This window comes from Microlunatus phosphovorus NM-1 (assembly GCF_000270245.1).
Classification (GTDB): domain Bacteria; phylum Actinomycetota; class Actinomycetes; order Propionibacteriales; family Propionibacteriaceae; genus Microlunatus; species Microlunatus phosphovorus.
On record NC_015635.1, the window covers coordinates 4,783,363 to 4,801,964 of the forward strand.

The window sequence follows — 18,602 nt, forward strand, 5'->3', positions numbered from 1 at the left end:
CCTCAGGAGCTGGCAGCAGGCAACGACAGCGAGGAGGACTGCCCGTCGATGATCGTCTTGGTGGCCGGGTCAAGCACCCCGTAGCGCGGATTCAGCGTCACGTCGGTCGCCTGCAGATCGCGCAGATAAGCCTCGGTGCCGACGGTCTGCGCCACGATCTGGGGAGTCGCGATGTCGTACGCCACCTGGCGCGCGACCGGGTCGGCCAGCAGCGGCTTCAGGTTGGTCTCCGCCAGCAGCGCGTCACGCTGCGCGTCGGTCACCGGGATCTCGCGCTGTGCGGCGATCTGGTTGGCGACCGCACCCTGGATCTTGACGTTGACGACCGCCTGCGGCGAGACCTCCTCCTCCGTGCCCAGCGCCGCCTGCACACTTGCCACCGCAGCATCGAGCTGCCGCTGCGTGATGCGCTCGTCGCCGACATAGGCGACCGTGCTGGGCGCGCCCTCGACGGCACAACCGGAAGCCAGCAGCACGACGATCGCGGCCAGCAGACCGGCGATCAGAGCGCGGATCGGGCGCGCCAGTCCCAACCGCGGAGCCACTGCCGTGATCGAACCCCGTGCCACGATCGAACCCCGCGTCACGATCGAACCCTGTGCCACCGTCGGCCTCCTCGTCATCTGCCTCTGGAATCTGCGTATGGTCGCGTCCGCGATCCTACGGGACTCTCATGTGGTGGTTCGTCACCGCTACATGCTGCACGTACTCAAGGGGCGTTGAGCGTCGAGCGAACGCTTTGTGGCCGGGGGCGGCAGCCGTCCAGGCAGCAGACGGATGACCCGTACGTTTGCGGCCGCCGGCGCCAGCCGTACCCAAGTCCCGCGCGGCCCGCGATCGTTGGTGGCCCGCCGGCGCCAACCGTCCAGTCTGCTGGCGCTGATTCTCGTCGTGGTCATCGCCGTCGGAGCACCGCAGATCCGGATCGACAACCTGACTCCGTTCGCGCCGCAGGGACCATTGAACAAACCGCGGGGTTGGTGGCGTGATCGCTGGGTGACGGGCGGTGGCGACGCAGATCAGCTGGCGAAGATCGCGGTGACCACGGCCGTGCACCAGTCCAGGAGCTCGCCGTCCTTCGGCGGCTCGCCGCCGATGGTCTTCGATCGAGGACGCGGCACCAGGATCAGCTTGGCGGTGTCCTTGACGACCGCCCCCGGATAGAGCCGTTTCAACCGCAGCTGCCGCGACTCCAGCAGCTCCGCCGGCGCGAACCGGATGAAGTTGCCTTGGCTGACGATGTCGGTGAGACCCGCAGCCCGAGCCACCAGCCGGAACTTGGCGACCTGCAGCAGCGTCTCCACCACCGACGGCAACGCCCCGTAGCGATCCGCCAGCTCTTCTCGGACCGCCTCGATGTCCGCATCGGAGCGCACCTCGGCCAGCCGCTTGTACATCTCCAGTCGCAGCCGCTCCGACGGTACGTAGTCCTCGGGCAGATGGGCGGTGATCGGCAGTTCGATCCGGACCTCCGGCTCGGGCTCGGTGTCCTGGCCGCGGAACTCCGCAACGGCCTCGCCGACCAGCCGGATATAGAGGTCGAAGCCGACGTCGGCGATGTGCCCGGACTGCTCACCACCGAGCAGATTGCCGGCGCCGCGGATCTCCAGGTCCTTCATCGCCACCGCCATGCCCGCACCCAGATCGGTGTGGGCGGCGATGGTCGCGAGCCGGTCGTGCGCGGTCTCGGTGAGCGGCTTGTCGGGGGGATAGAAGAAATATGCGTAGCCGCGCTCGCGCCCGCGACCGACCCGGCCACGGAGCTGATGCAGCTGGGACAGACCGAGCATGTCGGCGCGCTCGACGATCAAGGTGTTGGCGGTGGAGATGTCCAGCCCCGCCTCGACGATCGTGGTGCAGACCAGCACGTCGGCCCGTCGTTCCCAGAAGTCGACCATCACCTGCTCCAGCCGCTGCTCCCCCATCTGACCGTGGGCGGTCACGACCCGGGCCTCGGGCACCAGCTCGGCAATCCGCTTGGCGGTCTTCTCGATGCTCTGCACCCGGTTGTGAATGTAGAACACCTGGCCTTCGCGCAGCAGCTCGCGGCGAATGGCGGCGATCAGCTGACCCTCCTCGTACGGCCCGGCGAAGGTGAGCACCGGATGCCGCTCTTCCGGCGGGGTGGCGATGGTGCTCATCTCCCGGATGCCGGTGATTGCCATCTCCAAGGTGCGCGGGATCGGCGTCGCCGACATGGCCAGCACGTCGACGTCCATCCGCAGCTTCTTCAGCTGCTCCTTGTGCTCGACACCGAATCGCTGTTCCTCGTCGATGATCACCAGACCCAGGTCTTTGAACTGGATCTCCTTGCTGAGCAACCGATGGGTGCCGACGACCACGTCCACCTTGCCCTCGGCCACCCCTTCCAGGGTGGCCTTGGCCTGCGCGTCGGTCTGGAACCGGCTGAGCGGCGCGACGTTGACCGGGAAGCCGGCATAGCGGTCGGCAAACGTCGCATAGTGCTGCTGCACCAGCAGGGTGGTCGGCACCAGCACCGCCACCTGCTTGCCGTCCTGCACCGCCTTGAACGCGGCCCGGACCGCGATCTCGGTCTTGCCATAGCCGACGTCGCCGCAGATCAGCCGGTCCATCGGCACGATCTGCTCCATGTCGTGTTTGACCTCGTCGACCGCAGCCAGCTGGTCGGGGGTCTCCACGTACGAGAAGGCATCCTCCAGCTCGCGCTGCCAGGTGGTGTCCTGCGAAAAGGCGTGCCCACGGGAAGCCTGCCGGGCGGCATACAGCTTGATCAGCTCACCGGCGATCTCCCGGACCGCCTTGCGCGCCCGGCTCTTCCGCTTGGCCCAGTCGGCACCACCCATCTTGTCCAGGGTCGGGTGTTCGCCACCGACATAGCGGGTCACCTGGTCGAGGGAGTCCATCGGCACGTAGAGCCGGTCGCCGGGCTGGCCCCGTTTGGAGGGCGCGTACTCGATCACCAGGTATTCCCGGACCGAACCGGCCACACTGCGCTGCACCATCTCGACGTAGCGACCGACGCCGTGCTGGTTGTGCACGACCGGGTCGCCGGGCTGCAGTTCCAGCGGGTCGATCTGGTTCTTGCGTCGGGCCGGCATCTTGCGGGTGGCCTTGTCAGCGGCACGTTGCCCGGACAGGTCCGCCGCGGTGAACAGTGCCAGCTTGACGCGGTCGGCGACGAAGCCGTGCTGCAGATCGGCGAGGACGATGGTGGCGATGCCGGGTTCGGGTTGGGCTGGAAGGGCGTCCAGGACGCGTACGGGATATTCGTGCTCAGTCAGCACCTCGGCCATCCGGCCGGTCATGCCCTTGCCCTCGGCGGTCAGCACCACGCGCCAGTCCTCGGCCAACCGCCGACCGATCTCGGCGACGGCGGTCTCCACCTCGCCGCGATAGCTGTCCTGGACGTGGCCGGCGATGGTCCTCGACTCGACGCCCGCGATGGAGACCGCGGTGGAGAAGTCGATGATCTCGCCGTCCTCGGTGCGAATCGGCTGCCGTCCCGCCTCCTCGGCGCCTGGTCCGGCGTTGAACGGCGACAGGGTCCACCAGGCCAGACCGCGGTCGATCGCGGCGGCCCGGACATCGGCCAACGGCTGGTACGACGATGCACCCAGGTCGATGGGTGCCTGTCCACCGCCCGCTGCCGCGGCCCACGATGCCTGCAAGAACTCCTCGCTGGTCTTGACGAGATCGATGGCCCGACCGCGGACCAGCTCGGGATCGCAGATCAGCACGTGCGTGTCTTCGGGCACGACGTCGATCAGCAGCTCCATGCCGTCGACGAGCACCGGCGACAGCGCCTCCATGCCATCCACCGCATGCCCCTGGGCGATCCGGTCCAGCATGTCGATGAGCTCGGGATGTGCTTGTGACAAGGCGAAAGCGCGCCGGCGTACCTCGTCGGTGAGCAGCAGTTCACGGCAGGGCGAGGCGATGATCTCGGTCCGGGTGAGGTCGGAGGACCGCTGGTCGGCAACCGTGAAATAGCGGATCTCCTCGACCTCGTCACCGAAGAAGTCGACCCTGACCGGATGCTCCTCGGTCGGCGGGAAGATGTCGACGATGCCGCCGCGGACGGCAAACTCACCGCGCCGCTCGACCATGTCCACCCGGATGTACGCGGCATCGACCAGCGACTTGGCGAGATCGTCGAGGTCGATGTCCTTGCCGACCGTGAGCCGGACCGGGGTCATATGCCCCAGGCCCTTCACCTGTGGCTGCAGCACACTGCGGACCGGGGCCACGATGATCCTCGGTGGTGGCAGTTCGTCATTGCCGACCAGGCGACGCAGCACCGCCAACCGCCGGCCGACGGTGTCGGACTGCGGGCTCAACCGCTCGTGTGGCAGCGTCTCCCAGGCCGGGTAGTAGGCGACCTCCTCCTCCCCCACCAGACTGCGGCAGGCGGCCGCCAGGTTTTCGGCCTCCCGGAACGTGGAGGTCACCAGCAGCACCGGTCGCCCGGATCCACCGTGATCGACACCAGCCGCGAGAGCCGACGCGATCAGCGACCTCATCGCCGGCGGCGCGGTCAGATCGAGCGCAGGCAGGGTACGCGAACGTGCGTCACCAACCGCCCCCGCCATGGTCGGATCGGTGGCGAACAGCTCGACAAGCCCCTGCAAACTCACGCGGGACAACGTACTCGCGTGCGGCGACAGTCAACCTCCACGCTCAACGGCCGATGAGCCCAGGACGCTCATCGAGAAGGAGCGGTTACACCTCAAACCTCGATTTCGGGATGTAAGTGCTCCTTGTCGGCGCCGTGAGCTCCTTTTCGGCGACCGATTGACGTCGCCAATGACCCACCCCCTGCAAGGAACATCCGATGCTCACACTGTGACGTCGGAAGTCACGCCTCAAGAGTGAAGGACAAACCACCACCTGGAGGAGGATCCGATGCCCAGTGCATCCCGCTCGACCACACCGGTCGGTATCGACCTCGACATCGTCGAGGGCCGCTATGCCGAGCTCGGCGACTACACGGTCGCGTTCGAGACGTTCAAGACTGATCTCGACGTGACCCCGTACTTCCACGGCCTACCCGGTGACGTCTGCAGCTGCAAACACCTCGGTTACGTCACCGCAGGGCAGATCACCTTCCGCTGGCCCGACCACGAGGAGACCTATGTCGAAGGCGATGCGTACGTGGCCGGCCCTGGTCACAGCCCGCTGATCGCCGCTGGCACGTCGACCGTGGAGTTCACCAGGACGGCCGACCTGCAACCGGTGATGGAGGTCATCGGCCGCAACATCGACGCGATGGCGGAGGCCCGGTCATGACCACCATGGAGCAGGCCGTGGTCGACGACCGGCTGCACGACGAGCTGGCCGCGACCTTCGTCCGCTGGCTCGAGACCGGCGTACGACCGGACGACATGTTCAGCGAGAACGTGTTCGCTGATCTCAGCCTGCCGCACTGGCGGGTGCAGGCATCCGGCCCGGACGCCGTGTTCCGGCTACGGGAGGACTCGCATCCATTCCCGGGCAAGGTCAGGGTCGAAGCCCTGGACCACACTTCACGCGGCTTCCTGATCCAGTTCGAGGAGCGCTGGCGGGCCGAGGGCCAGGACTGGTATTGCCGCGAGCTGATCCACGGCGTCGTCACCGACGGACGCATCGCGGAACTGGCCATCTACTGCACCGGCGACTGGGACGAGGAGGTGCAGCAACGTCACGCCAATCAGGTGCGCTTGCTCCGCGGCTGACATAGCCTCCAGATGTGGAGCCTCCGTTCGTGGAGCCCTCGTCGGCTGCCACCGACAGCTCACCCGCGGCCTCGTTGCTGGCTCAGGCCGAGCGAGCCTGGGCCAGCGGCGACGGTGAGACCGCCATGGCCTTCTTCGAACAGGCCTGCGCCCTGGCCGAGCAGAGCAAGGATCTGCTCGGTCGGGTCACGGCCGTGCTCGGCTTGGCACGCGGCCAGCGCTACAACCTGACCCCGGGGTTGCTGCCGGTCCAGCTGCACACTCTGTACGACCTGGTCGACGATCCGAGGCTGCGGATCCGACTGGCGGCCGCCCTGACCCGCTGCTGGGCGTACGCCAACGAGCCGCGGCGTGCGCAGCCGTTCGCGGTCGAAGCCCTGCGCCTGGCCGAGCAGACCGACGACCCGGTGTTGCTGGTCGATGCCTTGGACGCCGCCTTGGTCTCCCATTGGGGTCCCGATGACCTGGCGCTGCGGCGAGACTGGGCGATCAAACTCGGCGACGCCGCCGCACATCTGGTCGACCACGATGCCCGGCTGCAGGCCGAACTCTGGACGCTCACGGTCGCCTGGGAGGTGCTTGACCTACCGCGGATGCACCGGGCGATGCGGGCACTCGACCTGCTGGCCGACGAGTCGCCGCGGGCCGAGTTCTTCGCCGCGAGCCGTCGGCTCCCGCTCGAACTGCTGCGCCAGAATCTCGACGTCGTGCCGCTGTTGATCGAGCGTGCTGCGACGGCCGTCAAACGTGCCGTGATCCCGGACGGATCGGACATCCTGCACTCGATGCGGGGGTACGCCGCCTTCTTCGCCGGAGATCCTGCGGGCTGCGCCGCAGAGGCACCGGCGTACGAGGAACACGCCACCGCCTTCGGGGTGGCGACGGTTCGCGCCGAGGCGGCGGTGGTGTGGCTGGGCGCCGGGCGACTGGACAAGGTCGCCGAGATGATCGGCGTGTTCACCCCGGACGTCCTGGCCGATCTGCCCCGCGACAGCGACTGGCTGCTGACGCTGCAGTGCGTGCTGGAAGGGGCTCTGGCCGTCCGCGATCTCACCGTCATCAATGGGACGCTCGCGCTGCTCGGGCCGTACTCCGGGCGATCGGTCGTGAACGCGGGCGCGGTGATGTGGCACGGCATGACCGACGACACCTTGGCACGGGCGTACGCGCTGGTCGGCGACGCGGACGCAGCCACCCGGCACGCCCAAGCGGCGCTGGCGACATACGAGCGGATCGGCGCCACCTGGTGGCGGAATCGACTGCGCGTCCAACTGCATGATCCGAAGCGGCGACCCGCAATCGCCGACGAGATCGTGCATCTGCATCGGCAGCCGGGCGGTATGTGGCTGGTCGGCCGGGAGGAGGCGACCTTCGTACTGCCGCGGATGCGCGGCCTGACGCACCTGCATGCGCTGCTCAGCCGACCGGACACGGATCACCCCGTCGTGGCGCTGATCGGCGCGACGATCGACCAAGGCGGGCTCGAGGTGATCGACGATGAGTCCCGCCGCTACCTCACCGCTCGACTCGCCGACCTGACCGCCGAGATCGAGTTCGCCGACCGGCCGGAGTTGCGCGAGGAGCGGGACGCGATCACTTCCTACCTGGGCGCCGGATCCGGTCTCGGCGGTCGCAGCCGGACCACTGGCTCGTCCGGTGAACGCGCCCGGGTCGCAGTGCGCAAGGCGATCGTGGCCGCGCTGGCCCGAATCGCCGAGAACGACCCATGGCTGGGTCGTCACCTGCATGATCGGGTGCGCACCGGGTTCGAGTGTCGCTATGACTCCGATCCCGATCATCCGATCCGCTGGATCCTCCGCGACCGATCATCCTCGTGAGGCGGGCCCGCCCGAGGAGCACCGAACGCTCATCGAAAAGGAGCAGTTACACCTCGAAACTCACTTTCGGGATGTAAGTGCTCCCTTCTCGACGCCGGGCGCTCCTTCTCGATGAACTTCATTCCGGTGTGCTCGCGGTCTGGCGGGGTCTAGCGGAGCATTTCGGGGACAAGCGCGTGGCTCATTCGTGGTCGTGCGGCGTGTCGGACCCAGATACGCGATTGAGCCGCGGATTTGTCACGAGGAGAACTCAGGAGTTGAACGCCGACTGCGTACGCTCCAAGCCCAGGGTCATCAAGGACTCCACCGCGTCAGCGGCGCGCTCGACCTCGACACCAAGATCAGCGCGTTCAGCGGCGGTGAAGTTGGACAGCAGGAAGTCGGCGGGATCCTGCCGACCAGGAGGGCGACCGACCCCGACCCGGACCCGGAAGTAGTCGCCAGTGCCAAGCGAGCGACGGATCGATTTGAGCCCGTTGTGGCCGTTGTCGCCACCGCCGAACTTGACTCGGATCTTGCCGGGGTCGATGTCGAGCTCATCGTGAATGGCGATCAGGTGGCTGGTGGGGACCCCAAACCAGGACTGCACCTTGGAGACCGGCCCGCCGGTCTCGTTCATATAGCTGCGCGACTTCATGATCGCGAGCTTCACCGAATCCGGCCCCAGCGGACCCAGGCGGCCTTCGGCGACCTCGGCCCGCATGCCCCGTGGTGCGCTGAACCGCGCGCCGATCCGGGCAGCCAGCGCCTCGGCGACCAGATAGCCGACGTTATGCCGGTGCCCGCGGTAGGCCGGACCCGGATTACCGAGCCCGACCACAAGCCACGCTGACACCTGAGGGTCAGGACTCCTCGGACGCGGCGCCCTCGGCCTCGGCACCCTCGGCGGTCTCGTCCTCAGGCTCGCCGGTCGGCACGTTGGTGATGTTGACGATCAGGGTCTCGGCTTCGGCCTGGACGGTCGAACCAGCCGGCAGCTGCAGGTCGGCAGCGGTGATCTGGGTGCCGGCCTCGGCGCCCTCGACCGACACCACGATCTGCTGCGGGATATGGGTGGCTTCGGCCTCGATGGACACGGTCGGGGCGATGACGTCGACCAGGGTGCCGGCAGCGGCCTCGCCCTCGATCTCGATCTGCACCTCGACGGTGACCTTCTCGCCACGCCGGACCAGCACCAGGTCGACATGCTCGATGCTGTGCTTGATCGGATCCCGCTGCACCTGCTTCGGCAGCGCCAGCTGGGACTTGCCGTCGACGTCGATGGACAGCAGCGCGTTGGCCTGGCGCAGAGCCAGCAGGGTCTCGTGACCCGGCAACGTGATGTGGACGGGATCGGTGCCGTGGCCGTAGAGAACGGCGGGAACCTTGTGGGCGCGGCGGATCCGGCGGGCAGCACCCTTACCGAACTCGGTACGCAATTCGGCGGTGAGCTTGACCTCGGGCACGAACGGAACTCCTTGGACTGATGGATTCTGTAGCAAATGGCGACTGTCAGATTGGGCGCGCCTAGACCAGGAATTCGATCCACCTCGTCGATCACGGTCTGCATCGACCCTCGCCCAGGCAACCGGTCAACCTTAGCCCATCCGGCCCGGGACTGCCAGGCGGACGGACGAGCACTACAGGGTGAAGGGCGGTTCCAAGTCGGGGAACATCGGGAAGTGGCGGACGTTGAGGGTCTGCAGGTCAGCACCGTGGTAGTCCGCGGTCGCGGCGATCAGATAGTCCGCAATCCCGATCCCGGAATGACCACGCGCATAGTTTCGCCTGAACTCACCGGCTCGTCGGGCGATCACTTCGGTGACCGGCTCAGCATGCAACGAGGCCAGCAGTGTCCAGACCTCGCGACGCTCACTGCTACGCATGCCGCCGATGAGTTCGGCGATCGTCACGACACTCACATGCAGCGGTGCCAAGTCACGCGCCGAACGCAACCATCGACGTGCCGCCTCGACCCCTCCCAGGTGAGCGATCAGCACATCCGTGTCGACCAGGATCATGCGTCGACCCCAGCTGAGCCAACCTGCCAGATGCGCGCGAGATGCTCCTCGCGCGCGCCTGCCTCACGATCCGGAACATCGAACTCCGCCAAGACGCCGAACGAGCAGTCGATGGCGGCCAGATCCTCCGCAAGCCTGTCGTCGTTCCCGGCAAGCGCCCGGTCCAGCAGCCGCCTGATGACCTCGGCCCGCGACACGCCTTCCCCCGCCGCCAACCGATCGAGCGCCTCGGTCTGACGGTCTTCCAGGTAGATATTGGTCCGACGCATACACCACATTATACGCCGCATTCCGACCACCATGTCGGGCGCGCGTAGCCGGACGAATGGGAGTGCGGTGCATGGATGAGGTTCATCCACTGGTGCGCAGGGGTTGCTTCAAGTCACTCGAAGCCACCGCAGCGCACCAGTGAGTGAGCACTCACTTCAGCATCGGCGAACACCCTCCGCATTGCAGGAGGCAGGGACAGAAGACTCGCCGCCGCGCCTATGGCTCGATCAGGCCGGCACGGATGGCGTACCGGGTGAGTTGGGTACGGTCGCGCATCCCGAGTGTGGCGAGGATGTTCGCCCGGTGCCGCTCGACGGTCTTGACGCTGATGGTCAGGGCCGAAGCGATCTCCTTGGAGGAATAGCCTTCGGCGATCAGCTTGACGATCTCGGACTCCCGCGGGGTCAGTTGGGCCTTGGGCAGCCGCTCACCGGAGCGGAGTCGATCGAGATAGGTACGGATCAGGGTGCTGGTGACCCCGGGATAGAGGAACGGCTCATCGCGCATCGCACCGCGGCAGGCTTCGACCAGGTCCCGGTCGGCGACCGATTTCAGGACATAGCCGCCGGCCCCGACCTTCAACGATTCGAAGAAGTACTGCTCGTTGTCGTGCATGGACAAGATCAGGATCCGGATCCGGGGCCAGCGCCGGGAGATCTCCCGGGCCGCCTGCAGCCCGGTCATCCTCGGCATCGCCACATCGAGCACGGCGAGATCGACCTCGAGCTGCCGCAACAGCTCGACCGCCTCAGCACCGTCTCCGGCCTCCGCCACGACCTCGAAATCGGACTCCGCGTCCAGGATCAGCCGGACCCCGCGACGCACCAGCACATGATCGTCGGCCAGCAGCACCCGCGCCACCGCCTTCTCCGAACCCGTCATGACCCAGCTCTCTCGGCCACCTGCGAGGGCACCAGCAGCCGGAGCTCCGTGCCGCCACCGACCCGGGGACGGATGCTCAGCTGGCCGTCGATCATGGCCGCCCGCTCGCGCATTCCGCGGATCCCGGACGCCGGCACGATCCGGTCGGCACCGATGCCGTCGTCAGCGACCCGGAGCGCGACTGCGCTGCCCTGCCGGGACAGCGACAGCTCGACCAGGTGCGCATGGGCATGCCGGGCCACATTGGTGAGCGCCTCCTGCGCGACCCGATAGACGACCAGCTCGACCTCGGGCGACAAGTCCGGCAGCCCGGGCGCGAACCCCTTGTGCACCTCGATCTTGCTGTACGCGTGGAACTCGGACGTCAGCGCAGTCAGCGCACTGATCAGCCCGAGATCCTCCAGCAGCCCCGGCCGCAGTCGGCCCGCGATCCGCCGCACCTCCTCCAGGCTGGTCCGGGTGGTCTCCTGCGCCGAACGGATCTCCTCGCCGAGCTCCGGCGGCGCGGCATCAAGTGCTCGTCGGAGCCCGAGCAGCACCACCGTCAGGCTCTGCCCGACCTCGTCGTGCAACTCGGTGGCGACCCGTTGCCGCTCGGCCTCCTGAGCCTGCAGCGCCCGGCGGGTGCTGGCTGCGCGCTCGGCCTCCAGCCGGTCCAGCATCGAGTTGAAACTCGCGATCAGCTCGACCACCGGGCCGTGTCCGCGGACCCGCAGGCGTTGCCCCGGCTCCAGCAGATCGATGCTGGGCATGGTGGCACTCAGCTGATCCAGTGGCGCCAACACCGAGCGGAGCAGTGCGGCGTTGGCCACCAGGATCGCCAGCAGCCCAACCACGAGCACGACGATCTCCGACACCACCGCCCGGGAGGACACCGTGGCCGGCGTGACCACCAGCGCCAGCGTCCCAAGCGCGAACAGGCCTCCGTTGATCAGGCACACCCGCCAGTAGAGCGGCAACCGCGACAGCACAGCCATCGCGCCAGCGTAGAGGCCGTCGTGCTCCCGTTCGGCGGCCAGCACCAGTGCAACCATGACCGAGCCTTACGTGAAGTAGCGCAGGGCCACGTACACCCAGGCCATGAAGGTGCTGAGCAGGGTCACGACGATGCCCTTCCGGGTGAACTCCCAGAACGTGATGGCATGACCGGCGCGTCCGGCGATGCCGATGCCGACCACGTTCGCGCTGGCCGCCACCGCCGTGCCGTTGCCGCCGAAGTCGGCGCCGAGGGCGAACGCCCACCACAACGCCCCACCGGCGGCCGGATCGGTGCCCTGGGAGACCAGATCCTCCACGATCGGGGCCATGGTGGCCGCATAGGGGATGTTGTCGAAGAACGCACCCAGAATGGCCGAGCCGAACAGCAGCGCGGTGGCGGCGGCGAAGTAGTCATGGCCGACGATGCCGACCGCCCAGTCCCCGATGGCCTTGATCACCCCGGTGTGGACCAGACCGCCGACCATCACGAACAGACCGGCGAAGAACACCAGGGTCGGCCACTCGACCTCGGGCACGATGTCGTAGATGTCGCTCCGGGTCACCAGAACCATCACCAGCGCGCCCACCAGGGCGACGATCGACGGTTCCAGGTGCAGGACCGTGTGCAGCACGAAACCGAGGATCACGAACGCCAGCACGACCAGGCACTTGACCAGCAGCTTCGGGTCGGTGATCGCCCGCTTCTCCTGCAGCGCCATCACCGCGCTGGCATACCGCGGGTTGTACTGGAAGTCCTTCCGGAACAAGAACCTGGCGAAGAGCACGAACACCACGAAGACGACCATCACGATCGGCGCCATGTGGATCAGGAAGTCGTTGAAGCTGAGCCCGGCCCGACTGGCGATGATGATGTTGGGCGGATCGCCGATCAAGGTCGAGGCACCGCCGATGTTGGAGGCGAGGATCTCGGCGATGATGTACGGCTGCGCGCGAATGTGCAGCCGGTCGCAGACCACGATCGTGACCGGTACGACCAGCATGATGATCGTGACGTTGTCCAGGATCGGCGAGGCGATGGCCGTGATCAGCATCAGCATGACCATCAGTCGATAGGGCTTCCCCTGCGACTTCTTGGCCGCCCAGATGCCCAAGTACTCGAACAGACCGGTCTGCTTGATCACCCCGACGATGATCATCATGCCGAGCAGCAGGAAGATGACGTTCCAGTCGATCCCCTCGTGCTCGGAGAAGAACACCTCTGAGCCGGGCACGATGCCGGTGACGACCATCAAGGCGGCCGCGATCAGCACGACCTTCACCTTGTCGACGCGCTCGGTGGCGATGAACACGAACGCGACGATGAAGATTGCCAGCGCCAGTGCGGCCTGCATCAGCGCCCCCGGCCTAGGAGGGTCGTGTTGAACGGCGGCCGTAGCGAGCAGGCGCCCGAGCGCGTGCCGGACAAGGCGTCGGAGGAGTCGGATAGCGGGGTTCTATCCGCGACGACGACAACGCAGTCCGGTGCGTGCTCGGGTGCCGCGCAGTAGGTCGTCGTTTGACACGACCCTCCTACTGGTTGCAGCTCGGATGCGAACCGGGTTGGCGCGTCAGATCTGGATTCGATCCCGAGGCCGATCCTGGGACCGCGTACGGTCAGCCAGTCGTGTCGGGCAGATCGAGATGGATCAGCAGCGCACTGAGCGTGATGCAGCCGGACAGCCGGCCGTCCGGCGCTACGACGGCCACCAGTGGGCTGTGCATCCGGGCCATCACGCCGGCCACCTCGAGCAGCGTCGCGTCGGCTTGGACGGCGACCTTCTTCGAGGGCTGCGGCGGCAGACAGTCGCTGACCGTACGGTGCTCCAACTCCTGCCAGAAGAGGTCGGCATGGGCCTCGTCGATGGTCCTGGCCAGCGCAGGATCGCGCTGGTAGGTCTGCGCCACGATCATCCGCAACACCTGGCTGCCGGGCAGCACAGCTCGTGGATGGGACGCCCGATCGACCACGATCAGACCCGGCAGTTGCCGATCTGCCATGATCTTGACCGCCCTGGTGACAGGATCGTCCAGGGTGACCGTCGGAACCTCGACCGCGATGTCGCTCGCCTGCATGCCACCTATCCTCCGCGCATAGGCCAACCGGTGCCCAGGATACGTTGCGCGCCGGGCCGCCGCCGCGGACGCGAGAGCTTGCCACGATAGCCACCTCCGCCTCGACGCTCGTCACGGATTCGGCGTGCTCACCGATCCATTCAGCAGTCTCACCGCAGCGACCGGCTCGAGACCATCCGTGCTAGACCCCACTTCTGCGTCGTACAGTCCCCTGGGGACAACCTGTCCTCTGACAGTCGAGTGTCAAGGAGAGCCATGCCGACCGCCAAGGCGCTGACGTCCACGTCGTACGCGATTCTCGGGCTGCTGGCCGTGAAACCGTGGACGACCTACGAACTGGCCAAGCAGGTCGACCAGACGCTGAGCCGCTTCTGGCCGCGAACCCGCAGCAAGCTGTTCGAGGAGCCGAAGAAGCTGGCTGCGGCCGGGCTGGCGGAGGCAACGGCAAGCGCCACGGGTCGGCGACGGAGCACGGTGTACTCGATCACCCCTGCGGGTCGCACGGCCCTCGCCCGCTGGCTGACGCAGGAGTCAGTCCCACCGTTGTTCGAGTCCGAGCACCTGCTGAAGGTGTTCTACGCCGAGAACGGCACCACCGAGGACGTCCGGGCCACGTTGGCGGGCCTGCGATCTTGGGTGGTCGAGCAGTCCAGGCCCAACGTCGAGGTCGGCTCCCGCTATCTCGCCGGGGTGGGCGCCCATCCGGAGCGGCTGGCCACTCTGGTGCTGACCGGCCGGTTCCTGGACGACTATCTGGAGCTGCTCGACCGCTGGGCCGCTTGGGCCGAGGAGGTCGTCGCCCAATGGCCCGACGATCCGGCCGCGGCCCAACCAGATCTGGCGTCGTTGCAGGCCACAGTCGAGCAGGCGCGGGAGCGAGTCGAGCGAGCAGCCGGCTGAGTCCTGGTCGGGGCCGCTGGACCCGACTCGAGCAGGGATCCGAGCGGTCAGGCCGACCGGCTCCCGACATCGGATCGATGCTCAGCGGGAACGACCCGGGCCAGGAAACGCACCAGACTGCCCGGCCTGCAACCCGTCAACCGCTGCACTTCGGTGGTGACCTCACGCTGGGCGCCCGCCCGCAGCTCAGTGAAGACATGGGAGATCTGTGCGGCGGCGAAGGCCGGTAGGCCGTTGGCGATCATCGCCGGCACGGCCTGCTCCGGCGGCACATCGACGAAGGCCACCTCGCGGCCGACCACGGCCGTGAGCGCGGCGGCCACCTCGGCGAAACCGATCGCCGCCGCTCCCGTCAGTTCGTAGCAGCCCGGCGGGACCGCGTCGAGCAAGCCCGCGGTCGCGCAAGCGGCGACGTCGGCCGGGTCGATCATCGCGACCCGCGCATCGCCGGCCGGCACCGGCAGCACGCCGTGGTCGCGTACGGTGTCGAGCTGGCCCAGCAGATTGGCCATCGAGAAGCCCGGCCGCAGGACCACGGCTGGGACGTCGAGGTCGGCGAGGTGCCGCTCGATCTGCGCGTGCCAGTCCCAGAAGGCGACTCGCGACCCCAGCCGCGCGCCCCGCGCCGACAGCTTCACGATCCGGCCGATGCCCGCCGCAGCAGCGGCGTCGACGACTGCACACTCGTACGCCACCTGCTCTCCGACGTTGGGACAGGCCAGAAAGACGGCATCGACGCCACTCAGCTGGGGAGCGATGGGTCGAGACCGGTCGTGGACGCGGACCTGCGTCCTTCGGTCGAGGAGCTGCGGCACGAGATGCCGGCCGACGGTGCCGGTGGCAGCGGTGACGAGGACTGTGCTGTTCATGAGTGGGGCCTTTCGGGTGGTAGTGGCCGACCGAAGCGGAACACATCGGTCGGGTCGTAGTGGCGTTTGAGGCCGCGGAGGCGCTCCCGGTCCGCGGGCCGGTAGGCGGCTCGGATGCGCGCCGGCGTGGCGGCGTCCAGGTCGAGGAAGTTGAGGTAGGTGTCGCCGGTGGCGTGACGCTCCATCCGGTCCGCGAGCGCAGTCAGATGCGAGCGGACCCTGGTCTGCTGATCGGGGTCAGCGGTGACCCCGATCGCGTTCAGGCTGAAGCGGGCTGTCGTGTGAGCCATCGGGCTCAGTGCTTCCGGCGAGCCGGACAGGGCACCGCCGAGTTGTCGTACTTCGGTCATCACCAGCGGCCAGGCCGCCTCGGCGCCGGCGAACTGGACGAGGTCGTCGATGGCCTCCGGTGTCAGGTCGGCCAGCAACTCATGATGGCCACGAGCCGGCAGCGGGTCGACCGGATCGGCGCTCACCTCGGCCAGCCGATTCGTCGGCAGCGGTGCGAAGGTGTCGACCGTGGCCGGCCCGAGAGCGGATCGAGCCTCGTCGACGAGGCGGCGGCCCTGGGCGAGATCGCCGCAGTAGGCACCTCGCAGGGCTGCCCAGACCTGGCCGCGCAGTGGCTCCGGCACGGCCGGGATTGGCGGGAACCTGCGTACGGTCACCGCCGCGGTGAGCGCGTCGGGGGTACGGCGGCTCCAGTCCGCGAAAAAGGTCAGCAGCTCGCCGAGCCGTCGCTGGGGATAGAAGAGATTGCCGGCATAGACCATCGGCACCGGGTGGAGCGCGAACTCGAGGTGGGCGACGACGCCGAGATTGCTCAGGCCACCGGGCACCGCCCAGAACAGATCCGGATGGCGATGTCTGGAGACCGTGCGCACCCGGCCGTCAGCGGTGACGATCTCGGCTGCCGTCACCGAGTGCGCCGCCAGCCCGAAACGGCGTCCCAACCAGCCGAAGCCTCCGCCGAGCGTGTAGCCGACGGCGCCGACCGAGATGCTGGAGCCATGGAGACCGGCGAGCCCGTACGGCGCCGCCGCCTCGACCACGCTGCGCCAGCCGACCCCCGCTCCTACGCGCACCCGGCGGCGGTCGAGGTCGAGTTGCAGTCGCGTCAGGCGCGAGGTGTTCACCAGCATGCCGCCGTCGCAGGGCCGAGCGATGCCGTGGCCAGTCGCCTGGACACCGACTCCGACGCCGGCACCGGCCGCCCAATCGATCGCCGCGCGAAGGTCGTCGGTGTCGGACGGCAGCACGACGACCGCCGGATGGTGGATCCCGTTGAGGTTCCAGGCTCTGACCGTGGCGGTGAAGCCTTCGTCGGAGGGCAGGTAGACCTCGCCGCGGATCGCGGCGCGCAGACGCCGTAGCCCGGCGAACGGGATCGCGGGTGCCGTAGTCGCCGGCGTGGAAGGTGCCGGCGTGGAAGGTGCCGACGTGGAAGGTGCCGGTGTGGACATGGTCATGGGTTTGCTCCAGGTGGTTGCTGGCCTGCTGAGGGCGGTGGCGGGGCGCCGTCTGGATCCGCGCGGGCGCCGTGACGAAGGTGGAGACCGAGCATCAGTGCGCTGGCCACGAGATAGAAGCCGTGCAGGAACCACAGCGGCCCGACCGGCAGGCTGATCACGTAGCAGGCTTGGACGACATTGCCCACGTTCGCGATCACCAGGCTGGAGCGGCTGTACGACCGCAGATCCCGGGTCCGGATGGCACGGACGAGCATCGGCAGGTAGCTGACGACGAACAACGTCGTCGACGCGCTCCCCGCCAGCAAAGCCATGGCACGCAGGTCCATCCGTGACTCCCGATCGCTTAGTCTCTTTGGGACTATATGATCAGTGTCAGTCCCCAGGGGACTAAAGTCAAGGGCATAATCGAGTCAGCGCTCAGAACGGATCTGGCCGACGTCGAGTCAGACTCGTGCCATGCCATGCCATGCCAGGCCGAGGGCGTCAGGTGATCAGGGCAGGCAGCCGCTCATACTCGCGTTGGCGGGACGGGTCGAGACAACGGCCGGCGAGGAGCGGTGAGACTCCGCACGATCTACGCCGAGTCCCCGCTGACTCGCTCGACGTCTGGCGATCTGGAGAGCAGCGAAGGACGCTAGCTCTGGCCGCCGAACAGACTGGTCACCGAGCCGTCCTCGAACACCTCGTGAATGGCCCGCGCGAGCAGCGGCGCGATGGACAGCACGGTCAGCTTGTCGAAGCGTCGCTCAGGCGGGATCGGCAGCGTGTTGGTCACGATGACCTCCTCGAAGGCCGAGTTCCGCAGCCGTTCGATGGCCGGTCCGGACAGCACCGGGTGGGTCGCGGCGCCGATCACCTTGGCCGCGCCGCGCGACATCAGCGCCTCGGCGGCCTGGCAGATGGTGCCGGCGGTGTCGATCATGTCGTCGACCAGCAGACACACCTTGCCCTCGACGTCGCCGACCACCTCGTGCACGGCCACCTTGTTGGCCACGTCCGGGTCCCGGCGCTTGTGAATGATGGCCAGCGCGCTGTGCAGCCGGTCGCTCCACATGTCGGCCACCCGGACCCGGCCGGCATCCGGCGAGACCACCGTCATCGTCGAGGTGTCGTACTTAGCCGTGATGTAGTCAGCCAGCGTTGGCAGTGCCCACAGGTGGTCTACGGGCCCGTTGAAGAAGCCCTGGATCTGAGCGGCGTGCAGGTCGACCGACATCAGCCGGTTGGCGCCGGCAGTCTTGAACAGGTCGGCGATCAGCCGGGCGGAGATCGGTTCGCGGCCGCGATGCTTCTTGTCCTGCCGGGCATACGGGTAGAACGGCGCGACGACGGTGATCCGCTTGGCCGAGGCCCGCTTCAAGGCGTCGACCATGATCAGCTGTTCCATCACCCACTCGTTGACCGGAGCGGCGTGGCTCTGGATCACGAAGGCGTCGGAACCGCGAACGGACTCCTCGAACCTGACATAGGTCTCGGAGTTGGCGTAGTTCAAGGCCCGGGTCGGCACCAGGTCGACCCCCATCAAGGTGGCCACCTCGTCCGCCAACTCGGGGTAGGCCCGGCCCGAGAAGAGCATCAGGTGCTTGTCGTTGGGTTTCTTGACACCGCTCACGTGTGACTCCGCCAT

Annotated in this window: 18 protein-coding genes; 4 read left to right on the forward strand and 14 right to left on the reverse strand. The window is 67.6% G+C overall.

What is annotated here, in order from left to right; all coding sequences use genetic code 11:
- Nucleotides 1–2 precede the first annotated feature (2 nt).
- Nucleotides 3–605 carry a hypothetical protein gene (locus MLP_RS21665; RefSeq protein ID WP_013865331.1) on the reverse strand — a complete coding sequence of 201 codons (603 nt, stop codon included), beginning with the start codon at nucleotides 603–605 and terminating at the stop codon, nucleotides 3–5.
- Between the two features lie 414 nt (nucleotides 606–1,019).
- The gene (gene mfd, locus MLP_RS21670; RefSeq protein ID WP_083844053.1) at nucleotides 1,020–4,571 is read right to left on the reverse strand and encodes a transcription-repair coupling factor; all 3,552 of its coding nucleotides are present in this window, start codon (nucleotides 4,569–4,571) and stop codon (nucleotides 1,020–1,022) included.
- A gap of 313 nt (nucleotides 4,572–4,884) precedes the next feature.
- Between mfd and MLP_RS21675 the strand changes: the two genes are divergently transcribed.
- Genes MLP_RS21675 through MLP_RS21685 form a run of 3 tightly spaced genes read left to right on the forward strand, consistent with a single transcriptional unit; the run spans nucleotide 4,885 to nucleotide 7,531 of the window.
- Entirely contained in the window at nucleotides 4,885–5,268 is a 384-nt protein-coding gene (locus tag MLP_RS21675; RefSeq protein WP_013865333.1) for a cupin domain-containing protein, read from the forward strand.
- Nucleotides 5,265–5,693: a hypothetical protein gene (locus MLP_RS21680; RefSeq protein ID WP_013865334.1), complete on the forward strand. Its 429-nt coding sequence runs from the start codon at nucleotides 5,265–5,267 to the stop codon at nucleotides 5,691–5,693. The genes MLP_RS21675 and MLP_RS21680 overlap by 4 nt, the downstream gene beginning before the upstream one ends.
- A gap of 14 nt (nucleotides 5,694–5,707) precedes the next feature.
- Nucleotides 5,708–7,531: an ATP-binding protein gene (locus tag MLP_RS21685; protein WP_013865335.1), complete on the forward strand. Its 1,824-nt coding sequence runs from the start codon at nucleotides 5,708–5,710 to the stop codon at nucleotides 7,529–7,531.
- 250 nt (nucleotides 7,532–7,781) lie between these two features.
- Here MLP_RS21685 and pth read toward each other — a convergent pair whose 3' ends face one another.
- The 8 genes from pth to MLP_RS21725 all read right to left on the reverse strand — a co-directional run bounded on the left by pth (nucleotide 7,782) and on the right by MLP_RS21725 (nucleotide 13,734).
- Nucleotides 7,782–8,366 (reverse strand): aminoacyl-tRNA hydrolase, encoded by a 585-nt coding sequence (pth, locus tag MLP_RS21690; protein WP_041790432.1) that lies wholly within the window; start codon nucleotides 8,364–8,366, stop codon nucleotides 7,782–7,784.
- Between the two features lie 7 nt (nucleotides 8,367–8,373).
- Complete coding sequence (locus tag MLP_RS21695) at nucleotides 8,374–8,976, reverse strand: 50S ribosomal protein L25/general stress protein Ctc (RefSeq protein ID WP_013865337.1); 603 nt, start codon at nucleotides 8,974–8,976, stop codon at nucleotides 8,374–8,376.
- Nucleotides 8,977–9,150: 174 nt separating this feature from the next.
- A complete protein-coding gene (locus MLP_RS21700; RefSeq protein ID WP_013865338.1) occupies nucleotides 9,151–9,531 on the reverse strand; it encodes a type II toxin-antitoxin system VapC family toxin in 381 nt (126 codons plus the stop codon).
- Nucleotides 9,528–9,800, reverse strand: coding sequence for a ribbon-helix-helix domain-containing protein (locus MLP_RS21705; protein WP_013865339.1), 273 nt, complete (start codon nucleotides 9,798–9,800; stop codon nucleotides 9,528–9,530). The genes MLP_RS21700 and MLP_RS21705 overlap by 4 nt, the downstream gene beginning before the upstream one ends.
- 217 nt (nucleotides 9,801–10,017) lie before the next feature.
- The gene (locus MLP_RS21710; protein ID WP_013865340.1) at nucleotides 10,018–10,683 is read right to left on the reverse strand and encodes a response regulator; all 666 of its coding nucleotides are present in this window, start codon (nucleotides 10,681–10,683) and stop codon (nucleotides 10,018–10,020) included.
- Nucleotides 10,680–11,717, reverse strand: coding sequence for a HAMP domain-containing sensor histidine kinase (locus MLP_RS21715; RefSeq protein ID WP_013865341.1), 1,038 nt, complete (start codon nucleotides 11,715–11,717; stop codon nucleotides 10,680–10,682). The genes MLP_RS21710 and MLP_RS21715 overlap by 4 nt, the downstream gene beginning before the upstream one ends.
- A 9-nt stretch (nucleotides 11,718–11,726) precedes the next feature.
- Nucleotides 11,727–13,013 carry an ArsB/NhaD family transporter gene (locus tag MLP_RS21720; RefSeq protein ID WP_013865342.1) on the reverse strand — a complete coding sequence of 429 codons (1,287 nt, stop codon included), beginning with the start codon at nucleotides 13,011–13,013 and terminating at the stop codon, nucleotides 11,727–11,729.
- A gap of 262 nt (nucleotides 13,014–13,275) precedes the next feature.
- A complete protein-coding gene (locus MLP_RS21725; protein WP_013865343.1) occupies nucleotides 13,276–13,734 on the reverse strand; it encodes a CBS domain-containing protein in 459 nt (152 codons plus the stop codon).
- Nucleotides 13,735–13,989: 255 nt separating this feature from the next.
- Here MLP_RS21725 and MLP_RS21730 point away from each other — a divergent pair, with 255 nt between their 5' ends.
- Nucleotides 13,990–14,634, forward strand: a complete 645-nt coding sequence (locus MLP_RS21730) for a PadR family transcriptional regulator (RefSeq protein ID WP_041790436.1) — start codon at nucleotides 13,990–13,992, stop codon at nucleotides 14,632–14,634.
- A gap of 47 nt (nucleotides 14,635–14,681) precedes the next feature.
- Here MLP_RS21730 and MLP_RS21735 read toward each other — a convergent pair whose 3' ends face one another.
- The 4 genes from MLP_RS21735 to MLP_RS21750 all read right to left on the reverse strand — a co-directional run bounded on the left by MLP_RS21735 (nucleotide 14,682) and on the right by MLP_RS21750 (nucleotide 18,587).
- On the reverse strand, nucleotides 14,682–15,503 hold the full coding sequence (locus tag MLP_RS21735; RefSeq protein WP_013865345.1) for an NmrA family NAD(P)-binding protein: 822 nt from the start codon (nucleotides 15,501–15,503) through the stop codon (nucleotides 14,682–14,684).
- Entirely contained in the window at nucleotides 15,500–16,972 is a 1,473-nt protein-coding gene (locus MLP_RS21740) for an FAD-binding oxidoreductase (protein WP_013865346.1), read from the reverse strand. The genes MLP_RS21735 and MLP_RS21740 overlap by 4 nt, the downstream gene beginning before the upstream one ends.
- A complete protein-coding gene (locus MLP_RS21745; RefSeq protein ID WP_013865347.1) occupies nucleotides 16,969–17,301 on the reverse strand; it encodes a hypothetical protein in 333 nt (110 codons plus the stop codon). Before MLP_RS21745 ends, MLP_RS21740 begins: the two co-directional genes overlap by 4 nt.
- 308 nt (nucleotides 17,302–17,609) lie before the next feature.
- Nucleotides 17,610–18,587 carry a ribose-phosphate diphosphokinase gene (locus MLP_RS21750; protein ID WP_013865348.1) on the reverse strand — a complete coding sequence of 326 codons (978 nt, stop codon included), beginning with the start codon at nucleotides 18,585–18,587 and terminating at the stop codon, nucleotides 17,610–17,612.
- Nucleotides 18,588–18,602: the final 15 nt, after the last annotated feature.